The sequence below is a fragment of the Niallia sp. 03133 genome (assembly GCF_052663225.1).
This window is the reverse complement of sequence record NZ_JBQTCY010000008.1, coordinates 124634-144458: the sequence shown is the minus strand read 5'-3', so window position 1 is coordinate 144458 and position 19825 is coordinate 124634. Positions and strand designations below refer to the sequence as shown.

The 19825-nt window shown below is 36.3% G+C and carries 16 protein-coding genes; 1 reads left to right on the top strand and 15 read right to left on the bottom strand.

What is annotated here, in order from left to right:
- Positions 1 to 166 precede the first annotated feature (166 nt).
- From deoC to gpr, 12 genes are all read right to left on the bottom strand, one after another.
- Positions 167 to 838: a deoxyribose-phosphate aldolase gene (gene deoC, locus ACTYBU_RS12905; protein ID WP_445490329.1), complete on the bottom strand. Its 672-nt coding sequence runs from the start codon at positions 836 to 838 to the stop codon at positions 167 to 169.
- 217 nt (positions 839 to 1055) lie between these two features.
- Entirely contained in the window at positions 1056 to 2405 is a 1350-nt protein-coding gene (mtaB, locus tag ACTYBU_RS12900) for a tRNA (N(6)-L-threonylcarbamoyladenosine(37)-C(2))-methylthiotransferase MtaB (RefSeq protein WP_445490327.1), read from the bottom strand.
- 12 nt (positions 2406 to 2417) lie between these two features.
- The gene (locus ACTYBU_RS12895; protein WP_445490326.1) at positions 2418 to 3158 is read right to left on the bottom strand and encodes a 16S rRNA (uracil(1498)-N(3))-methyltransferase; all 741 of its coding nucleotides are present in this window, start codon (positions 3156 to 3158) and stop codon (positions 2418 to 2420) included.
- A 90-nt stretch (positions 3159 to 3248) separates the two neighbouring features.
- Complete coding sequence (gene prmA, locus ACTYBU_RS12890; RefSeq protein WP_445490324.1) at positions 3249 to 4187, bottom strand: 50S ribosomal protein L11 methyltransferase; 939 nt, start codon at positions 4185 to 4187, stop codon at positions 3249 to 3251.
- Between the two features lie 19 nt (positions 4188 to 4206).
- The gene (gene dnaJ, locus ACTYBU_RS12885; RefSeq protein ID WP_445490323.1) at positions 4207 to 5334 is read right to left on the bottom strand and encodes a molecular chaperone DnaJ; all 1128 of its coding nucleotides are present in this window, start codon (positions 5332 to 5334) and stop codon (positions 4207 to 4209) included.
- A gap of 200 nt (positions 5335 to 5534) precedes the next feature.
- Complete coding sequence (gene dnaK, locus ACTYBU_RS12880) at positions 5535 to 7364, bottom strand: molecular chaperone DnaK (RefSeq protein ID WP_445490321.1); 1830 nt, start codon at positions 7362 to 7364, stop codon at positions 5535 to 5537.
- Positions 7365 to 7401: 37 nt separating this feature from the next.
- Positions 7402 to 7992 (bottom strand): nucleotide exchange factor GrpE, encoded by a 591-nt coding sequence (grpE, locus tag ACTYBU_RS12875; protein ID WP_445490320.1) that lies wholly within the window; start codon positions 7990 to 7992, stop codon positions 7402 to 7404.
- Positions 7993 to 8098: 106 nt separating this feature from the next.
- On the bottom strand, positions 8099 to 9127 hold the full coding sequence (gene hrcA, locus ACTYBU_RS12870) for a heat-inducible transcriptional repressor HrcA (protein WP_445490536.1): 1029 nt from the start codon (positions 9125 to 9127) through the stop codon (positions 8099 to 8101).
- 139 nt (positions 9128 to 9266) lie between these two features.
- Positions 9267 to 10409: a radical SAM family heme chaperone HemW gene (gene hemW, locus ACTYBU_RS12865; protein ID WP_445490318.1), complete on the bottom strand. Its 1143-nt coding sequence runs from the start codon at positions 10407 to 10409 to the stop codon at positions 9267 to 9269.
- 446 nt (positions 10410 to 10855) lie between these two features.
- Positions 10856 to 12691 carry a translation elongation factor 4 gene (lepA, locus tag ACTYBU_RS12860; protein ID WP_445490316.1) on the bottom strand — a complete coding sequence of 612 codons (1836 nt, stop codon included), beginning with the start codon at positions 12689 to 12691 and terminating at the stop codon, positions 10856 to 10858.
- 286 nt (positions 12692 to 12977) lie between these two features.
- Positions 12978 to 13328, bottom strand: coding sequence for a DUF3679 domain-containing protein (locus ACTYBU_RS12855; RefSeq protein ID WP_445490315.1), 351 nt, complete (start codon positions 13326 to 13328; stop codon positions 12978 to 12980).
- 127 nt (positions 13329 to 13455) lie between these two features.
- Positions 13456 to 14577, bottom strand: a complete 1122-nt coding sequence (gpr, locus tag ACTYBU_RS12850) for a GPR endopeptidase (protein WP_445490314.1) — start codon at positions 14575 to 14577, stop codon at positions 13456 to 13458.
- Between the two features lie 435 nt (positions 14578 to 15012).
- On the opposite strand from gpr, the gene rpsT reads away from it, so the two are divergent.
- Positions 15013 to 15279, top strand: coding sequence for a 30S ribosomal protein S20 (rpsT, locus tag ACTYBU_RS12845; protein WP_445490312.1), 267 nt, complete (start codon positions 15013 to 15015; stop codon positions 15277 to 15279).
- Positions 15280 to 15821: 542 nt separating this feature from the next.
- On the opposite strand, the gene holA is transcribed toward rpsT, so the two are convergent.
- The 3 genes from holA to ACTYBU_RS12830 form a co-directional block, all read right to left on the bottom strand.
- Positions 15822 to 16850 carry a DNA polymerase III subunit delta gene (gene holA / locus ACTYBU_RS12840; protein ID WP_445490535.1) on the bottom strand — a complete coding sequence of 343 codons (1029 nt, stop codon included), beginning with the start codon at positions 16848 to 16850 and terminating at the stop codon, positions 15822 to 15824.
- Positions 16851 to 16912: 62 nt separating this feature from the next.
- Positions 16913 to 17035, bottom strand: coding sequence for a hypothetical protein (locus ACTYBU_RS12835; protein ID WP_445490311.1), 123 nt, complete (start codon positions 17033 to 17035; stop codon positions 16913 to 16915).
- Between the two features lie 342 nt (positions 17036 to 17377).
- Positions 17378 to 19726, bottom strand: coding sequence for a DNA internalization-related competence protein ComEC/Rec2 (locus ACTYBU_RS12830; RefSeq protein ID WP_445490309.1), 2349 nt, complete (start codon positions 19724 to 19726; stop codon positions 17378 to 17380).
- Positions 19727 to 19825: the final 99 nt, after the last annotated feature.

Sequence of the window (19825 nt, the reverse complement as noted above, 5' to 3'; positions counted from 1 at the left end):
ACTGAATTCCAGTATTAATATTTCTTTTATAAAACTTTATAACAACTACTTGGACAACCGTCTTATGTTTTTTTCGGTTGACTCACATTCTTCTTTCCCAAATAAAAAAGCTGTCAAAAAAGTCGTTTCAACGACCCTTTTTTGACAGCTCCTTCAACATTAAATATTAATAATCACTATTGCTAGTTAAACCATTCACGATCGCTACACCTGAACTTGCACCAATTCTTGTAGCACCTGCTTGAATCATGATTTCTGTGTCTTCGCTGCTTCTTACCCCGCCTGACGCTTTTACGCCTATATCAGGTCCTACGGTTTTTCTCATTAACTGAATATCTTCCACCGTTGCTCCACCTGTTGAAAAACCAGTAGATGTTTTGACAAAATCAGTACCTGCCTCAACTGCCAAACTGCATGCAGCCTCTTTTTCTTCATCTGTCAACAGACTCGTTTCAATAATGACTTTTGTTAATGCTTTGCCTTTAGCTGCATCCACAACTGCTTTAATATCTTCTTTTACTTCAGCATATCTTTTATCCTTTAATGCACCGATATTAATAACCATATCTACTTCTTGAGCACCATTATCAATAGCATTTTTTGTTTCAAATGCTTTAACAGAAGATGTCGTGGCACCTAGAGGAAATCCAATTACTGTACAAACTTTTACATTTGTTCCTGCCAACAACTCACTAGCAGTCTTAACCCATGTAGGATTGACACATACAGAAGCAAAATCGTATTGCTTTGCCTCATCACATAGTGTTTTGATTTGCTCTTGATTTGCATCAGCTTTTAATAGTGTATGATCAATCATCTTTGCTATATTTGTGCTCATTGTTTTATCTCCCTTATTACAACAGTTTTTAAAGATTTTTTATCCCACGCTAAACGGGCTGTAAGACCCCCACCTCGGGGATGCCGAGAAATCGAGGAAGATAGGTGGGGGATGAGGAAAAACCCCCACTGATGGAAGTTTACTTTATAAAAAGCACGGTCAAAACCTTAATAAGATGCTTGTTTTGCTTCCTTTTACCGTTCGATTTTTCCAGTCTTTAAACAATCGCTTGATGTTGATTAGTATCATCCATTACACGAACAAACTGTCCTTCATTTACCGGGTAGCCAGCTTTCATAATTTTCACTTTTACAATTTGACCGACCATTTCTTCATTTGCAGGAAATACTACTTTTAAATAATTATCTGTATAGCCCACATACAAATCGCCGTTCTCAGATTCTTTATAAATTTCTTCTGGAATAACCTCAACTACTTCTCCTTCATATTGAGAGGCATATTCTTTTGCCAATTGATCAGATAATTCAATTAAACGATGTACTCGTTCATTTTTAATCTCTTCGTCTATTTGGTCTCCCATTCTTGCAGCTGGTGTGCCTGTACGTTTTGAATAAGGGAAAACATGCAGTTCAGAGAATTTATGTTCTTTAATAAAACGATACGTCTCCATAAATTCCTCTTCTGTTTCGCCAGGGAAGCCAACAATAACATCAGATGTAACAGCTAATCCAGGGAGCGCTTTTTTTAAACGGGTAATTCGTTCTGCAAAAAACTCCATCGTATATTTTCTTCTCATTCTTTTTAATACCGTATCAGAGCCGGATTGAAGCGGAATATGAAGATGATTTACTACAATATTTGATTGATCCAATACTTCAATTATTTCATCTGTAATTTGACTGGCTTCGATGGAAGAGATACGTAGTCGCTTCAAGTCTTTTACTTGAGCTTCTAGATCACGAAGAAGACTTGCTAAATTATAGTCTTTCATATCTTCGCCATAGCCCCCTGTATGAATTCCAGTTAAGACTATTTCTTTATATCCAGCATCAACCAATTGCTGTGCTTGTTTGATAACTTCTTTTGGATCCCTTGAACGCATTAATCCTCTTGCCCACGGAATAATACAGAATGTACAGAAGTTATTGCAGCCTTCTTGTATTTTTAAAGATGCTCTCGTTCTGTCCGTAAAAGCAGGAACATCCAATTCTTCATAAACACGGTTTTTCATGATGTTTCCAACCGCATTTATTGGCTGTCTTTCCTGTTTAAATTGTTCAATATACTCCAGCATTTTTACTCTATCCTGAGTCCCCACTACAATATCCACACCTGGAATCGCCATAATTTCTGCAGGAGATGTTTGAGCGTAGCAGCCAGTTACACAAATAACTGCATTTGGATTTTTTCGAACAGCACGTCGAATAACCTGTCTGCTTTTTTTATCGCCGGTATTGGTAACCGTACATGTATTGATAACGTATACGTCTGAAATCGTTTCATACTCTACACGCTCATAACCTTGTTGTTTAAATAATTGCCAGATAGCTTCCGTTTCATAATGATTCACTTTACATCCTAATGTATGAAAAGCAACAGTTGGCATGATCATTCACCTCTATAATAATTCAAAATGATAAGAAACAGCAGATAATAAGTATAACGGCGCTGTTTCTGTTCTTAAAATTCTTGGCCCCAGCCCACAAGGCTGAAACCCACTTTCCTTAAGCAAAGATACTTCTGTTTCTGTTAATCCACCTTCAGGACCAAAAACAACTAATATAGATTTTCCTTCTTCCAAGGAAGCTAAATTCCGGGCTAGAATGGATGATTCTCCCATCTTCGCTTCTTCTTCATAGGCAATTAATTTTAAATCATAGTTCTCCCCTAATTCTACCAATGTTTTCAGTTTTATTGGAGAAGAAACTTCTGGGACTTTCTTCCGATGGGATTGTTCTGCTGCCTCTTTTGCAATCTTATTCCAGCGAACAAGTTTTTTATCTGCCTTTTTTTCATCCCATTTAACAACAGAGCGAGCTGCAATAAAAGGGATAAACTGATCTGCACCTAGTTCTGTTCCTTTTTGAATAATCCATTCAAGCTTATCCCCTTTTGGCAGTCCGCTCACTATCGTAACAGAAACAGGAAGTTCTATTTCCTCATCAATCCATTGTACCACTTTCGCAATAATTTGGTTTTCGGTAATTTTTTCTATACAGCAGCGAGCAGACTGCTGCATTTTATTAACACAGTAGATTTCATCACCTAGCTTCATGCGCATCACTCTTGCTATATGATGGTAATCTTCTTGTTCAATGATAAAATAATGGTCCATATGTTCTGCAAAATACCGCTGCAATAGAAAAACCTACCTTTTCCTCTTAACTTAGTAGAGGAAGTTTTCGCAAGACCACCTTTAATAGATGTACGAAACTCCCTCTCATTTTTTTTACATTTTTTTTGCTGTAATACTAATCCAGTCTTCCATTTGAACGGTTTCAACGATTTCTAAGCCTGAAGCAATAATGGCATCCTTTACTTCTTCTTTTTTCTGCAAGATGATGCCAGAAGCAATAAAATAGCCATCGTTTTTAAGCAGTCTGTATACATCATCCGTAAAACGGACGATAATTTCTGCTAAAATATTAGCGACAATTACATCTGCCTGCGTATTTATTCCATTTAGCAAATTATTTTGCTGTACAGTAGCTATTTCATGCACTTTATTTAATTTCAGATTAAGCTTTGCAGAATTTACTGCTACTTCATCTAAGTCAAGCGCAAGTACAGATTTGGCCCCAAGCATGGCACTAGCTATACTCAAAACACCAGACCCTGTACCAACATCAATGACTATATCTTCTTTTTTTACTATTCTTTCCAACGCTTGGATACATAATACGGTAGTTGGATGCGTTCCTGTTCCGAATGCCATTCCTGGATCCAATTCAATGATTAATTCATCACTGTTAACAGGAGTATAATTTTCCCATGTCGGAACAATTGTAAATTTCTCTGATATTTTAACAGGATGATAATATTTCTTCCATGCTGTTGCCCACTCTTCTTCGTTTACTTCCATGATGGAAACTTTATTTAAACCAATATCAATATTAAAAAGAATTAGATTATTAATCGCCTCTTTAATTTCTTCCACTGTTTCTCCAAGAAAACTGTTAATTGGCAAATACGCTTTTACAATAACACCTTCATCAGGATAATCATCGGGATTTAATTGGTAGATTTCGCCGAAGCGGTCTTCTCTTTCCTTACTTAATTCAAAAGGATCCTCAATAACAACCCCGCTAGCTCCAGCTTCGTGCAAAATATTAGAAATAGGTTCAATCGCTTCATTTGTTGTATGAATACTGATTTCAGACCACTTCATGTTCTACCAACTCCAATCATTATTCACCTTTAAAGGCTCTTTTTACTTTTGAGAAAAAGCTCTCTTCTTCTTCTCCTTGTGGAGAAACACCTGTAACTTCTGCAAACTCTTGAAGTACTTGCTTTTGTTTATCAGTAAGCTTTGTCGGCGTGATTAATCGAACGATTACATGCTGATCTCCTACTCCATAGCCGCGGACATTCGGTATCCCTTTTCCTCTTAAACGGAACTTTGTACCTGTCTGCGTCCCTGCAGGAACTTTCAACTTCACTTTTCCATGCAGTGTAGGAATCTCTACCTCATCGCCCAGTGCTGCTTGAACAAAGGTAATAGGCATCTCGCAATATACATCTTCTCCATCACGTTCAAAGAACTCATGTGCTCGAATTTGGAAAACAACATATAAATCACCTGCTGGTCCCCCATTCACACCTGACTCCCCTTGACCGGTTACACGCAATTGTTGACCATCATCTATTCCAGCAGGAATTTTAACAGAAATTTTACTGCGTTTTTGCACTTTTCCGGTACCGCTGCATGTTGAACATTTATGCTTAATTTCTTTTCCTGTTCCGTTACAATAGCTGCATGTTCTTCTATTTACAATTTTTCCAAAAGGAGTATTCTGTTCCACGTTTAATTGTCCAGTACCACTGCAATGCTTACATGTAACTGGTTTTGTTCCTGGCTTAGCACCAGATCCTTTACATGTTTCACATGTTTCTTCCCTTGGAATTTCAATTTCTGTATCTTTGCCAAATGCAGCCTCTTCGAATGACAATGTCATTGTATACTGAAGGTCTGCTCCTTGCCTTGGGGCATTCGGATCGCGTCTTCTTCCACCGCCTCCGCCGAAGAAACTGTTAAATATATCCTCAAAACCGCCGAAGCCGCCATAATCAGCACCGCCTCCGCCAAATCCTTGATTTGGATCTGTATGGCCAAATTGATCGTAATGTGCACGTTTTTGATCATCGCTTAATGCTTCATATGCTTCTTTTACTTCCTTAAACTTCTCATCCGCGTCTGCTTCTTTATTAATATCCGGATGATATTTTTTTGAAAGCTTTCTATATGCTTTTTTTATTTCATCCTTAGAGGCTCCTTTTTCGACCCCAAGGACTTCATAGTAATCTCTTTTATTCATGATTGATTACCACTCCCCGATTCTTTTCACATAAATTCTATTGTATCAGTTCACTAATCTAAAATACAATAGTTTTCACTTTTTTAATAAAACTTCTCTTTATATACAATATAGTCAATATTTCCTTTTAATCATTCCTGCATAAAGAAAAAGCCAAAGCCAAGAATAACCTGACTTTGACTTTTCAGACTGTTAGATGATTATTTGTCGTCTTTTACTTCTTCAAATTCAGCATCTACTACATTATCGTCTTTTCCTGCACCTTGGCCTTCTGCACCTTGTGCAGCCTGCGCTTGTTTAGCCGCTTCTTCGTACAGCTTCATAGAAAGGTTTTGCACGATTTCTTGAAGAGCATCCTTTTTCGTTTTGATTTCTTCTAAATCGCCTTTTTCGATAGCTGATTTTAATTCATCCTTCGCTTCGTTAGCTTTTGCTACTTCGCCTTCTTCTACCTTGCCTTCAAGATCTTTCAGCGTTTTTTCAGTAGTGAAAACAAGTTGATCTGCTTCGTTGCGAAGCTCTACTTCTTCTTTGCGCTGTTTATCAGCTTCAGCATTTTCTTCTGCTTCTCTTACCATTTTATCGATTTCTTCATCTGATAAACCAGTAGAAGATTTAATCGTAATAGTTTGTTCTTTGTTTGTGCCAAGATCTTTTGCACGAACATTTACAATACCGTTTTTATCAATATCAAAAGAAACCTCGATTTGCGGAACTCCGCGCGGAGCAGGAGGAATATCCGTTAATTGGAATCTTCCTAATGTTTTGTTGTCTGCCGCCATCGGGCGTTCTCCTTGAAGCACATGTATATCAACAGCAGTTTGACTATCTGCAGCTGTAGAGAAAACTTGTGACTTAGAAGTCGGAATAGTTGTATTACGCTCAATTAGTTTTGTAAATACACTGCCCATTGTTTCAATACCTAATGAAAGTGGTGTAACATCAAGCAATACTACGTCTTTTACATCGCCAGTGATAACTCCACCTTGAATCGCAGCACCCATTGCTACTACTTCATCTGGGTTAACGCCTTTATGTGGCTCTTTGCCAGTTTCTTTTTTGATCGCTTCTTGCACAGCTGGAATTCTAGTAGAACCACCAACCAAAATAACTTTATCAAGTTCAGAAGCGCTTAAGCCAGCATCCTTTAACGCTTGACGAGTTGGCCCCATCGTACGCTCTACTAAATCAGATGAAATCTCTTCAAATTTTGCTCTTGAAAGAGAAATTTCTAAGTGAAGCGGACCAGCTTCACCAGCTGTGATAAATGGCAATGAAATTTGCGTTGATGCAACGCCAGATAAGTCTTTTTTCGCTTTTTCAGCTGCATCTTTTAAACGTTGTAATGCCATTTTATCTTTGCTTAAGTCAATGCCGTTTTCTTTTTTGAATTGCTCTACTAAATAGTCGATGATTACTTGGTCAAAGTCATCTCCACCAAGACGGTTGTCACCAGCAGTAGATTTCACTTCGAATACGCCGTCTCCTAATTCTAAAATAGAAACGTCAAACGTACCTCCACCCAAGTCATAAACCAAAATAGTTTGATCTTCTTCTGTTTTATCAAGACCATAAGCAAGTGCTGCTGCTGTTGGTTCGTTAATAATACGTTCCACTTCTAAACCAGCAATTTTTCCAGCATCTTTTGTTGCTTGACGTTCTGCATCGTTAAAGTATGCAGGAACAGTAATAACTGCTTTTGTCACTTTTTCGCCTAAATATTCTTCTGCATATCCTTTTAAGTATTGAAGGATAATAGCCGAAACTTCTTGTGGTGAATAGCTTTTTCCTTCTACTTCCACCTTGTAGTCTGTACCCATATGGCGTTTAATAGACATAATCGTATTAGGGTTTGTAATAGATTGGCGTTTTGCTACTTCCCCAACTTGTCTTTCTCCATTTTTAAATGCTACAACAGATGGAGCTGTACGGTTTCCTTCTGGATTCGGAATAACTTTTGGTTCGCCGCCTTCCAGCACAGCAACACATGAGTTTGTTGTACCTAAATCAATTCCAATAATTTTACTCATGGAAATATCCCTCCAATTTTAATATATGTAATGCTTTTTACTGACTTACTTTTACCATAGCAGGACGAATGACTCTATCTTTTAATTTATACCCTTTTTGGAACTCTTCAACCACTTTATTCGGTTCTGTTCCCTCTACTTCTTCCTGCATGACTGCTTGATGAAGGTGTGGATCAAATTCTTCGCCAACTGACTCAACTGGTTCAACGCCTTCTTTCTTCAGAGCATCTAGCAAGCTTCTATAAACCATTTCCACTCCCTTATATAAACTTAGGGACTGTTCATCAGTTGCTTCCATTTTTAATGCTCTTTCGAAATTATCAATTGCTGGCAATAAATCCAATACTAAACTTTGCGCTCTATATGTTTGCGCCGCTTCTAAATCAAGCTTTGCTCTGCGACGGGAATTATCGAAATCTGCTTGAAGACGAAGGTAACGATTCCCTTCATTATCAAGTTTTGTTTCTAATTCAGCAATTTTAGCTTCTGCTGCTTTTAAGTTTTCTTCAAGATTGTTTTCTTCATTAGAAGGAGCTGATTCTATTTCTTCTAATACATCTTCCACAATTTCCTCTTGCGTACTAGCTTGTTCTAGTTCTTCATTGTTTGTTGTTTTTTCTTCTGCCAAAATGTTCACCTCCCTTAAATAATACTAGTTCTTACAAAAAATGAAAACTCCTAAATAACTGTGAATAAACATTAGCTGCTCCATTTAATCACTATTTCCACCAGCCCTATTTTTGATACAGACTTGTTAATACTTTTGTTAAATCATGTGTCAAAAACCGCAATAGACTGACTACCCGGGAGTATTCCATTCTTGTTGGCCCTAAAATAGCAATAGAACCTATTTGCTCATCTCCAACTCTATATGATGCAGATATCAAACTGCAATTCTCCATTGCGCTATTATTATTTTCCCGCCCTATTTTAATATTGATGTCTGTTGATGTATTTCGGATTAGATCATGAATTCCTTCTTCTTTATCAATCATATTCAATAAATTTCTGATAATATTGATATCATGAAATTCTGGTTGACTAAGAATATTGGTTTTCCCGCCAAAAAATAGTTTTTCATGGGAATCCACTTTAATTGTTTCAGACAAAGAACGTAGAAAATAATCATAATGACTAATATGATGCTGTAATATAGTTGCAACTTCTTTGTAAATTTTATTATGCAATTTATCCAATGATACACCAAGGAGCCTTTCATTCAAGATATTGACTATCTTTTCGATTTCACTCGAATCTACCGACTCCGGCAGATGGAACATTCTGTTTTCCACATGCCCTGTATCTGTAACGATAATAGCAGTTGCCGTATGGTCGTTTAAAGGTATTATCTGAATTCTTTTCAATTTAATTTCTTTTACTGCCGGCCCTAGAACTATAGTAGTATAATTGGTTAAATCAGACAATATTTTTGCTGATCTTTGCACAATTTTTTCTAGTTCATATATTTTTTCTGCGAATACAGAGTTAATCGATAAAATGTCTGTTTTATGAAGCTTTTGTGGTGAAAGAAGGTGATCCACATAAAAACGATATCCCTTCTCCGATGGAACTCTGCCTGAAGAAGAATGTGTTTTTTCAATGTAGCCTGACTCTTCCAAGTCGGCCATTTCATTTCTAATGGTCGCCGAACTAAAGGTAATCTCATCTTTTTTCGACAAACTTCTAGATCCCACAGGTTGTGCAGATAAAATAAAATCATCAACGATTGTTTGTAAAATTAATAATTGACGATTCGTTAACACATTCATCACCTCTGTTAGCACTCTCGATCAATGAGTGCTAATTCTATTTATAAATTATCAAATAAACGGGGACCATGTCAATAATTTGGTTCTTTTTCTCCAATAAAAATCGTTTTTCATCATTTTTTGGACACTAATTTTAGGTCAAGGTGCCAATAAAAAACTGAAATACTTCATTTCCTAAAAAACGGCCTCGCTCCGTCAATTGAAGTGAATTATTTTTCAAAACAATTAATTCTCTGTTTAGGAGTTCATCCACTTCTTTTTGAAAAAGGAATAATGGATTTTCTTGATATTTTTTTTCAAATAGTTTTATATTTACCCCATCATTTTTCCTAAGACCTAGAAACATCTCTTCTTCCATTTTTTCAATTTTTGTTACTTGATGATTTTCAAACAATGGAAGCTCATTTTGCGTTAGTGGCTCCATATATTTTTTCAATGGTCCATAATTAGAACGTCTGCATCCAGAAACATAACCATGGGAGCCTGCTCCAAAACCAAAATATTCTTCATTGTTCCAGTAAGTCAAATTATGAATGCTTTTATAGCCTGGTTTTGCAAAGTTGCTGATTTCGTACTGCTCGAATCCATGTTTATGCATTTCCTCCAACAATACTCCGTACATAGAAGCTTCCACATCTTCTCCAGGCATCGGAAGTTTTCCTTTCCTTCTTAGATTATAAAACACAGTTTTTGGTTCGATAATCAAAGAATATCCGGAAAAATGCTGAATATCTAATGTAAATGCTGTTTCTAATGTTTGTTTAAAGTCTGTTAAGGTTTGACCAGGCAAGCTGTAAATTAAATCTACACTAATATTTGTAAATCCTATTTTTTTCGCAGCTTCTATAGTTGTGAAAACATCTTCTGCTTTATGGGTTCTGCCAATGCGCTTTAATAGATCATTATTAAATGACTGGACACCAAAACTCAGTCTGTTTACTCCACCATTGAACAGTGCTTTTAATTTGTCTTCTGAAAGATCGCCAGGATTCGCTTCAAAAGTATACTCCAGTTTTCCATTCATTTCTAACCGATTATTTATTATGCCGCAAAGCCGTTCTAATTGTGCTGCACTCAATGCGGTTGGAGTTCCTCCTCCAACAAATATAGTGGAGAGAGGACTTCTTCCAAATTGTGCAAGGGTTAACTCTATTTCTTGTTCTAATGCATTTAAATATTCATCTACAGGCTGCCCTTTTAAAAACACTTTATTAAAATCACAATAATGACAAATATGTTCACAAAAAGGGATATGGAGATATGCAGCTTTTATCAATTTTTCACAACCTTTACTAGAAAAGCGCAAGCGCTTTGTTTATCGCCGTACGGACTGGCCGATTAAGTACGCCACGTCCTGTGGCAAAATCGGCACTTATACATCCTGTACCTCGGAAGGGCTTCGACTGAGATATAGGAAACACGATGAGCGATAGCGAATCGATGTTGACTTATCGTAGGGAGGAGCCCTGAAGTACGGTAGGCGATAGGCGCTGGAGCTAGACACTATTCTCTGTTTATATTCTATCTATACTTTCTTATTTATTAGAAAAGCGCAAGCGCCTTGCTCATACACTTGTCTAATTTCATTTTTTACTTCTTTAACTTTTAAGAAATTATATTCACAAATAGAAATTCTATCCTAAAAATAGCATTTTTAATAGCAAGAACAAAAATAAGAAAAGAGGTTAGCCGCGAATAAGCAACCTAACCCCATTATTTATGTTATTTTTTCGTATTGTTATCATCCATTTTTAATACAGCCATAAAAGCTTCTTGCGGAACTTCGACAGAACCTACTTGTTTCATCCGCTTTTTACCTTCTTTTTGTTTTTCCAACAGCTTACGTTTACGGGAGATATCTCCACCATAACATTTGGCCAATACGTTTTTACGCATTGCTTTTATCGTCGAGCGGGCAACAATTTTTTGGCCTACTGCTGCTTGTATCGGAACCTCAAATTGCTGGCGTGGAATTAATTCTTTTAATTTTTCCACGATTATTTTTCCACGCTCATAAGCAAAATCCTTATGAACAATAAAACTCAATGCATCCACTTGCTCACTATTTAAAAGAATATCCATTTTAACAAGTGTAGACGGCTGATAGCCAATTAATTCGTAATCAAAAGATGCATACCCTCTAGTATTCGATTTCAACTGATCGAAGAAGTCGTAAACAATTTCAGATAATGGAATTTCATATACAATTTTCACACGAGTTTCATCCATATATTGCATATCGATAAATACACCGCGTTTCAACTGGCATAATTCCATTATTGCACCAACATATTCGTTTGGAGCCATCATAGTCGCTTTTACATATGGTTCTTCAATACGATCGATTTTTTGGGGATCTGGCATCGCAGATGGGTTATCCACTTTTAATTCAGTACCATCTGTCATAATAACATCATAAATAACACTCGGTGCTGTTGTAATTAAATCAATTTTAAACTCACGCTCAATCCGCTCTTGTATAATTTCCATATGCAGCAGTCCTAAGAATCCGCAACGGAAGCCAAAACCTAAAGCCTGGGATGTTTCTGGCTCAAACTGAAGTGCAGAGTCATTTAATTCTAATTTTTCCAAAGCTTCACGCAGATCATTAAACTTTGCACTTTCAATTGGATATAGGCCGCAATAAACCATTGGATTTAATTTTCTGTATCCAGGCAGCGCTTCTGTTGCGCCATTTTTGGCATTTGTAATCGTATCCCCGACACGAGTATCTCCTACATTTTTAATAGCAGCTGTTAGAAAGCCTACGTCACCTACGGATAATTGATCGGTATTTACTGCTTTTGGTGTAAATACTCCTACTTCAATTACTTCGAATTCTTTTCCTGTTGCCATCATTTTGATTTTATCGCCTGGCTTTACTGTACCTTCCACTACACGAATATAGGTAATAACACCCCTATACGCATCATATAAACTGTCAAAAATCAACGCTTTTAACGGTGCTTCAGGATCGCCGTCAGGTGCAGGTACCTTTTCAACAATCTGTTCTAAGATTTCTTCAATCCCGATGCCTGCTTTTGCAGATGCCAGCACTGCATCCTGAGCATCTAACCCGATTACATCTTCGATTTCATTTCGAACTCTTTCAGGATCGGCACTTGGCAAATCAATTTTATTAATAACCGGAACAATTTCCAAATCATTATCAATCGCTAAATACACGTTTGCCAACGTTTGTGCCTCAATTCCTTGTGCAGCATCCACTACTAATACTGCTCCTTCACAAGCGGCTAAGCTTCGAGAAACTTCATAAGTAAAATCGACATGTCCTGGAGTATCAATTAAATGCAACGTATAAATTTCTCCGTCATTTGCCTGATATTTTAATTGGACAGAATTCAGTTTGATGGTAATTCCGCGTTCTCTTTCTAAATCCATTGAATCAAGCAGCTGATTTTTCATTTCTCGCGAAGTAAGTGCATTTGTTTTTTCTAGAATTCTATCAGCAAGTGTTGATTTCCCATGATCTATATGAGCAATAATTGAAAAATTACGTATTTTTGATTGTCTGTTTAACATTTCTTCTCTGTTCATCTTGTTCACTCCTACAATAATCGCACATGTACACTATTTTTGATTATATCAGTGTGGTGAACAAGATTCAATGAAAACTCAATAGGAAAACAAATCTCGCTTTTTCTACTGATAAAGTAAACTTCTATCAGTGGGGTTTTTTCCTCATCCAACACTGATGGTTAGTTGCACTTATCGGATCTTTACGGGCAGTTAGCCCCCACCTAGCTTCCTCGATTTCTCTGCATCTTGAGGTGGAGGTCTTACTGCCCGTTAAAAGAGGGATAAACTATCCCGAATAATTCCTTTAATTTTCTTTTTTCTCGTCTATTAAACCTCCAACAAGGTCTACCCCTTTTTTGGCAAGTGAAGACATACTGTCCGCAATCCCTTTTCCGATGCCAGAAAATAAATTAAATCCGTTTATTTCTTCTAATTTTTCTTTCTTTTTTTGCAGATCATGACTAGTAACGTCTTGTCCAAGTAAGGACGCTTCTAAATTGCCATCCTTTTTTTCAATTGAGAGAGCATTTCCAAAATTTTTATCCTCGTATCCTTTCATATTCTGAATGCCGCTGTACGCTTGCTGCATTCCAAACAAAACACATATAAACATAAATAGTGCAATCGCAATTGCCCGTATAGTAAAAACTTTCATTGCTTCCACCTCATTTTTTTAAACTCTTACTTTAAATAGTTCCCTATTCACCTCTCCTAGCAATTCTACTAAATAGTATGAAGCTGCTAGGAAAGATAGAACTAATTTCCACAAGTAAAATCGATTCTTAATGGGTATTAAAACCAACATTATCTTGATTGATTGCAGTATGCAGAGCAGCATTTAGACCATTTGCCAAAAGATTAGACATATCTTCAATAAACACATCGACTTCTTTTGGAGTAACCATTAAATTATGGCCGATCGGTGATAATACTTCATAAATTAATTTTCTTTTTTCTTCTTCCGGCAGAGTGCCAACAATGCCAAGGAAGGTTTTTCGATGCTGCTCTTCCGGAAGATCTTCTTCTTTCAGCACTTTCTTTTCTCCAAAGCTTAAACCTGCAGGCGCCAATGCTCTTGAAGGTTTATTTCCTTCTTTTAGCTCTTTTCCAAAATGCTTTAAAATATAGTCGATTGTATCACTTGTAATGGAAACTGCATCTACAACTGTTGGAACTCCAATCGCAATAACTGGTCTTCCTAATGTTTGTTCACTTAATTCTTTCCGCTTATTCCCTACCCCTGAACCTGGGTGGATGCCTGTATCGGAGACTTGAATCGTTGAATTTACTCTCTCAATGGAACGGGAAGCTAGAGCATCGATGACCACAATAAAATCCGGATTCGTTTTTTCAACAACTCCTTTTATAATATCGCTCGTTTCAATGCCCGTCAGACCCATTACTCCTGGCGCAAGTGCGCTAACTGGCCGATACCCTTCCTCCACATTTTCCGGCTGCAGTTCATAGAGATGTCTGGTTACTAAAACATTTTCACAAACTTGTGGTCCTAAAGCATCTGGAGTTACATTCCAATTCCCTAATCCTACCAATAAACAGGAAGCATTCTCTCCAATATTCTTTTGTTTAAGAAAATGAGAAAATTCTGCTGCAAATACTTTTTCTACCTTACTTTGCAGCTCGCTGTCCTGTTGTCTAATTCCAACTACTTCTAAGGTTAAATACGTCCCTCTTTTTTTTCCTATCAATTTTTCTCCTTTTTCCGTTACTTCCAAATAGGAGATTTTAATTCCGTCTTCATTTTTTTCTTTTAAAATGACTCCATCTAATTGAGACTGATTTGGCTCGTCTTTCACTTGACTTTCTGATTCTAGAACAATATCCTTTGCCTCAATTGCTAAATCGGTTCTTATAGAAAACTTGCTTAAATCCAAATTCTCTTTCATTTTAGTCTCCTCCCAAGCTTTAGTAGATTTATCCCTATCTTTTCCTACAAAAACAAAAAACATTCCTTTTTATCTAGCGATTCGAAATGATAAATCACATCTATCTGATAACGGATTACCTTAGCGCGAAAGATTTGATGTTGACTTATCGCAAGGAGAAGGGCATAGTATATAAAGTGATCCTTCCATCAGTGGGGGTTTTACTGCCCGTTAAGAGTGGGATAAAGTAATAGGCGCTGGCAGGCTATAGGTGCCGCGCTGTAAAAAAGGAAAATATTTCACTCTCTTTTTATGTTGTTTTATCAAATTAACTTGATAGTATTGCATTATTACTCCTCGTTTGATAAAATATCTTTTGTTCTTTAAGTTTTTTTGGGAATGTAAAAATCGGGTTTACATAAAAATCCGATGCTTCTTTTTAGGAGGTGAACGTAAATGCCAAATATTAAATCTGCTATTAAACGTGTGAAAACTAGTACTGCTCGTAACGCTCAAAACACTACAGTTAAATCTGCAATGCGTACTTCTGTTAAAAAGGCTGAAGCTGCTATTGCTCTTAACGACGCAACTGCTGCAAATGAAAGTTTTGTAGACGCTGCTAGTCAATTAGACAAAGCTGCTGCAAAAGGTCTTATTCATAAAAATGCTGCTGCTCGTAAAAAATCTCGTTTAGCTAAAAGAAAAAACGCTTTGAACGCTTAATGAGTTAAACACAGGCTATCATGATATGTGGTAGCCTTTTGTTATGGAACAAAAGCGCAAGCGCCTTGATCATCGCCGTACAAACTGGCCGATTAACTACGCAAAAGAGGAAAATCGACTAAATACGCAACGTCCTGTTGCAACGTCGATTGACCCGCATCCTGCGAGCCTGTTGCAACATCGGCACTAGTGCATCCTGTACGTCGGAGCTGAACGCGGACCAAACCGCTAAGTTATCCACCACTCTATTTCGTTTATAATTACCTGGTAGACAACAAAAAAAGCCCCCAAATAAATGCGTGCTTTTTTTATTGCTTTTTACTTTCGACTCTTTTCATATAGATTGTTGTTTATTTAACTCGCAGCCTGAACACACTTCGCTTTCCGCGGGTGACATGTGAGCCTCCTCGCTCGTACCTCGCTGTGGGGTGGGGGGCTCACATTGCTCACTTTTCCCACAGGAGTCTACGTGTATTCAGGCTGCTCTTTACTTCTAAAATGTTTCTCTTATTTCAAAAACAACAAACTTTTAGAAAACAGCCTTACTTTCTTAAATCATGATTTAATTGAAATAAAATCATTTCAATAATCATGTTTTTAGGCAGCCCACCGGTTTTCATCTGATAATCTGCCTCTGCAAATAAACTAATGCATTTCATCAACTGTTCTTCTGTAAATTTCTGCGCCTGACCAGCTGCAAGCTTTACCCGAAATGGATGCACCTTTAATACCGAAGCAATTTGCTGCTGTCCATATCCTGTTTTCGCCAACCCCTTTACTTGGTAAATAAGGCGAAACTGATTTGTGATAATTGCCAGTATTTTTAATGGTTCTTCATTCTGTTTGAGAAGATCATAATAAATTCGTAGTGCTTCATCTATTTTTCTAGTTATTATTTTGTCCACTAGCGAAAAGATATTTTGTTCTAAAGATTTCGCAACAAGCTCTTCCACAATTTCTTTTGTAATCAATTTAGAATCTTGAACATACAATGCCATTTTATCTACTTCACTTGTTAGTAAAAATAAATTAGTGCCGGCAAGCTGAAGCATTGTCTCAAGTGCAGCCTCATCCATCTCGACACGATTGTAAGACGCCCTCTGCCTCATCCAATTTTTTAATTCTGTTTCCGTTAATTTTTTTGCCTCCAAAATAGAAGCATTCTTCTTTAACTCTTTGGTTATTTTTTTTCGCTCATCTAACTTTTCATAATTTCCAACAAACACCAAAATAGTATAAGGGGACGGCTCCTTTATATAAGCTTCTAATTTCTTTACATTGTGTTCCACTTTCGATTTTGTTTTTTCCGATGTTAAAAAGAATGGATTATGTAAAAGAACAACCTTTCTCTCCCCCAAAAAAGGAATCGTTTCCGCATCTTCTAGCGCAACCTCAATCGCTGTCTCCTCTAAATCATATGAAGATAAGTTAAAATCTTCTTCATCTAAATCAACCGCTTCTTGTATAACTAATTGTTTTGTTTCATTTATTAAAAAAGCTTCTGATCCATACAGCAGATAGATGGATGAAAATTCTTTTTTCTTAATATTTTTCCATAAATTTTCTATCAATTTATTCTCTCCGTTCATTTGATTGGAACACTATTGCCTTCTCTTTAAATTATTTCTTTCTTCTATAATCCTAAATAAGCTGATTCATTTTGACAAGCATCAAAAACAAAAAGAAGAAACCAAAGGAATTTTCCCCGCTGTATAATGATTGTAGATAAATCATTATAGGTGGCAGCATGGTCCATCCATATTTCGGTTTCTTCTTTTGATCTATAATGAACATTACTTCATAAGGCCTAGGATTCTTATCAAGTAATGGTACACTTTCTTCTTTGTAGTTTTTCCTTGTACATTCAAACTATTTGTGTCAAGTCTTGTAAGCTTAGGTAAAAACAGCTGAATAAAAACGGCAGTGAAAAAGCAGAAAAACAGAAAGAAAATAGTGGAAGTAGATTCTTTCTGTTTTTTACATGCTGTTATCACAATTAGACGTCGCAAGACCATAAAATCATTTTCTCACACATCCATACAGCTTATTTTTTGTTTGGAGGAAATAAGCATTTTTTCACCTTTGCTTCTGCTATAGTTTATGGTAACTGCGAATAAAACGTGCCAGTTTTTTTATAATATTTATACGTAATAGCTCCATTTTTATCTGTTCTCCAAATTCTTATGTTCTTTTTCTGCAGCCTTTCTACAACATCTTTATGGGGATGGCCGTATCGATTATTTTTACCAGCAGAAATAATGGCAGCTTTAGGGTGTAAAGAATTCAAAAAAAGAGATGATGTGGACGTTTTGCTTCCATGATGCCCTACTTTTAATATATCTGTTGTAAGCATTGGATATTTTTCCAATAGTTTCTTTTCTCCTTCCTCCTCTAAGTCTCCTGTAAATAACCAATCAAGTCCGCCAATCCTTCCCTTAATCACAATTGACTGATTGTTTTTATTTTCAGCATTTGGATCAATAGGAAATAGAATATAAAATGGATCGTTGCCTGCTTGCCACATCTGTTCAAATTCCACGTATGCAATTGGTATCCCTCTGTTTTTGGCATAAGCAATGATTTCTTTCTCTTCCTTACTCCGTTCGATGCTGCTTAACGGAAGAACAAGTTCTTTTACCTTTATTGATTTTAAAACAGCCATGCTTCCTCCAATATGATCTAAATCACCGTGTGTAAGTATTAACTTGTCCAGAAAGCCAACTCCTTTACTTTTTAAAAAAGGCACAACCACATCCTTTCCTACCTCGTAAGGGTCATTTTTTATTTGCCATGCTTCTTTGCCCCATTCAACCGTTCCCCCGGTATCGATTAAATAAATTCCCTTTTGAAAAGGCTCCTTTATAAAAATACTATCCCCCTGCCCTACATCTATAAAGGTTACTTCTCCATATGGAGAATAAAGGTTGAAAAAATATTGAATCAACAAAATTATCATTGGGATCACATATAAACACTTTTTTTGATTTTTAGGTTTTTTTTCATATAGAAAGAAAAAAACAGGAAGTGCAATGATGAATGAAAGGAGAGTCATAAGAGATGGTTTTCCAAAAATAATTGTACTGAAAGGGAGAGAAGATACAATCATAACCGCTTTCTCGGAAGCATTCATTAAAAGATCAATCGGTCCTAACAAAAAAGTAGCAAGGTCAGGAATGAAAAAAGATACAACAAAAACAGCCAGAAAATACGGCAAAAGAATAATGGAATATAGCGGAATAAAAATAATATTTGCAGGAAGAGATAATGTTGGCAATTCATAAAAATAATATAAAATGATCGGCAAAACGGAAAATTCAGAAATAAAGGTAGTGAATAACAGCTGTTTCATCGGGTGGGAAGATGCTTGCAACAGCAAATAAGAGGATAAAAGCAAAAAAATACATACGGTAAAAGATAGGATAAATCCAATATCAAACATCACTTTTGGTTCATAGAAAAGGTACAAAAGAAATGCAATACATAACATATCAATCGAGGAAAAAGAGGCAAACACATTCGATTTTCTCTTAAAAAGCAAAAGCATAGACATACAAACTGCCCGATTAACACTTGGACTTAACCCTGTTAATATGGCGTAGAAAGGCAAAATAAACAGTAATAAAGTAATTGCATTTTCTTTTGTTAGTCCAAAACGAATCAGAATAAAATAGAATAGACCAACAAGTACAACGATATGCGAGCCAGAAATGGCAAGGAGATGTATGATTCCTAATTTTTGATAAGCAGACTGGATTTCAGTGTCGATCCATTGTCTGTCACCGAATATAAGAGCTATTGCAATTGCTTTCGTTTCATGAGAAAAATGCTTTTCAATCCATTTGCTTCCTGTTAAACGCACTGTTTTTAGTTTTGTAAATAAATCGTTTGGCTGCTTGGAACAACTTTTAGTGGATAATTGATCTATTTCTAACTGCCAATAAATTGATTTATTCCAAAGATATTTTTGGTAATCAAATCCACTTTCGTTTGTAGCAACAGCAGGTTTTTCCAATATCCCAGTAAAATTGCATGTTTCTCCAACCATTTTTTGCTCTTCGTAGTATGTTTTTTCAGCTTCTGTTTTTAGTTTATAAGTCAACATCACTTTTTCTTTTATCGTAATTTCTTCTCCAACTACACTCCATCTATCTCCATTTATTACAGGTGAATCAATCAGCACAATACCAAAACTATTCCTTGAAGGGGAAATGTTTGTTTTAGAATCCCGTTTCTCCAATTCCGCTCTTAGAAAAAAGATACTAAATAAAAGAATAATGGCAAATAAAGATTGCAAAGGAAGCCCTCGCAATTTCTTAAGCCATAAAAGATAAAAACAAAAAAAGAGTAGGAATATAGCTGCATGCATATAAACAGAAAGAACTGCAATTAAGGCAGCTAATCCATAATATAAAAGACGATTCTTAAAGAAATAAATTATTTGCTTCATTTTTATTTTTAAAGCACCTCCATTATAGAGAATGATTTTTTTAATCGTTTAAGCTTCCGAACAATCGAAGTTTCCAATGATAAAATAAAAGCCTGAGAT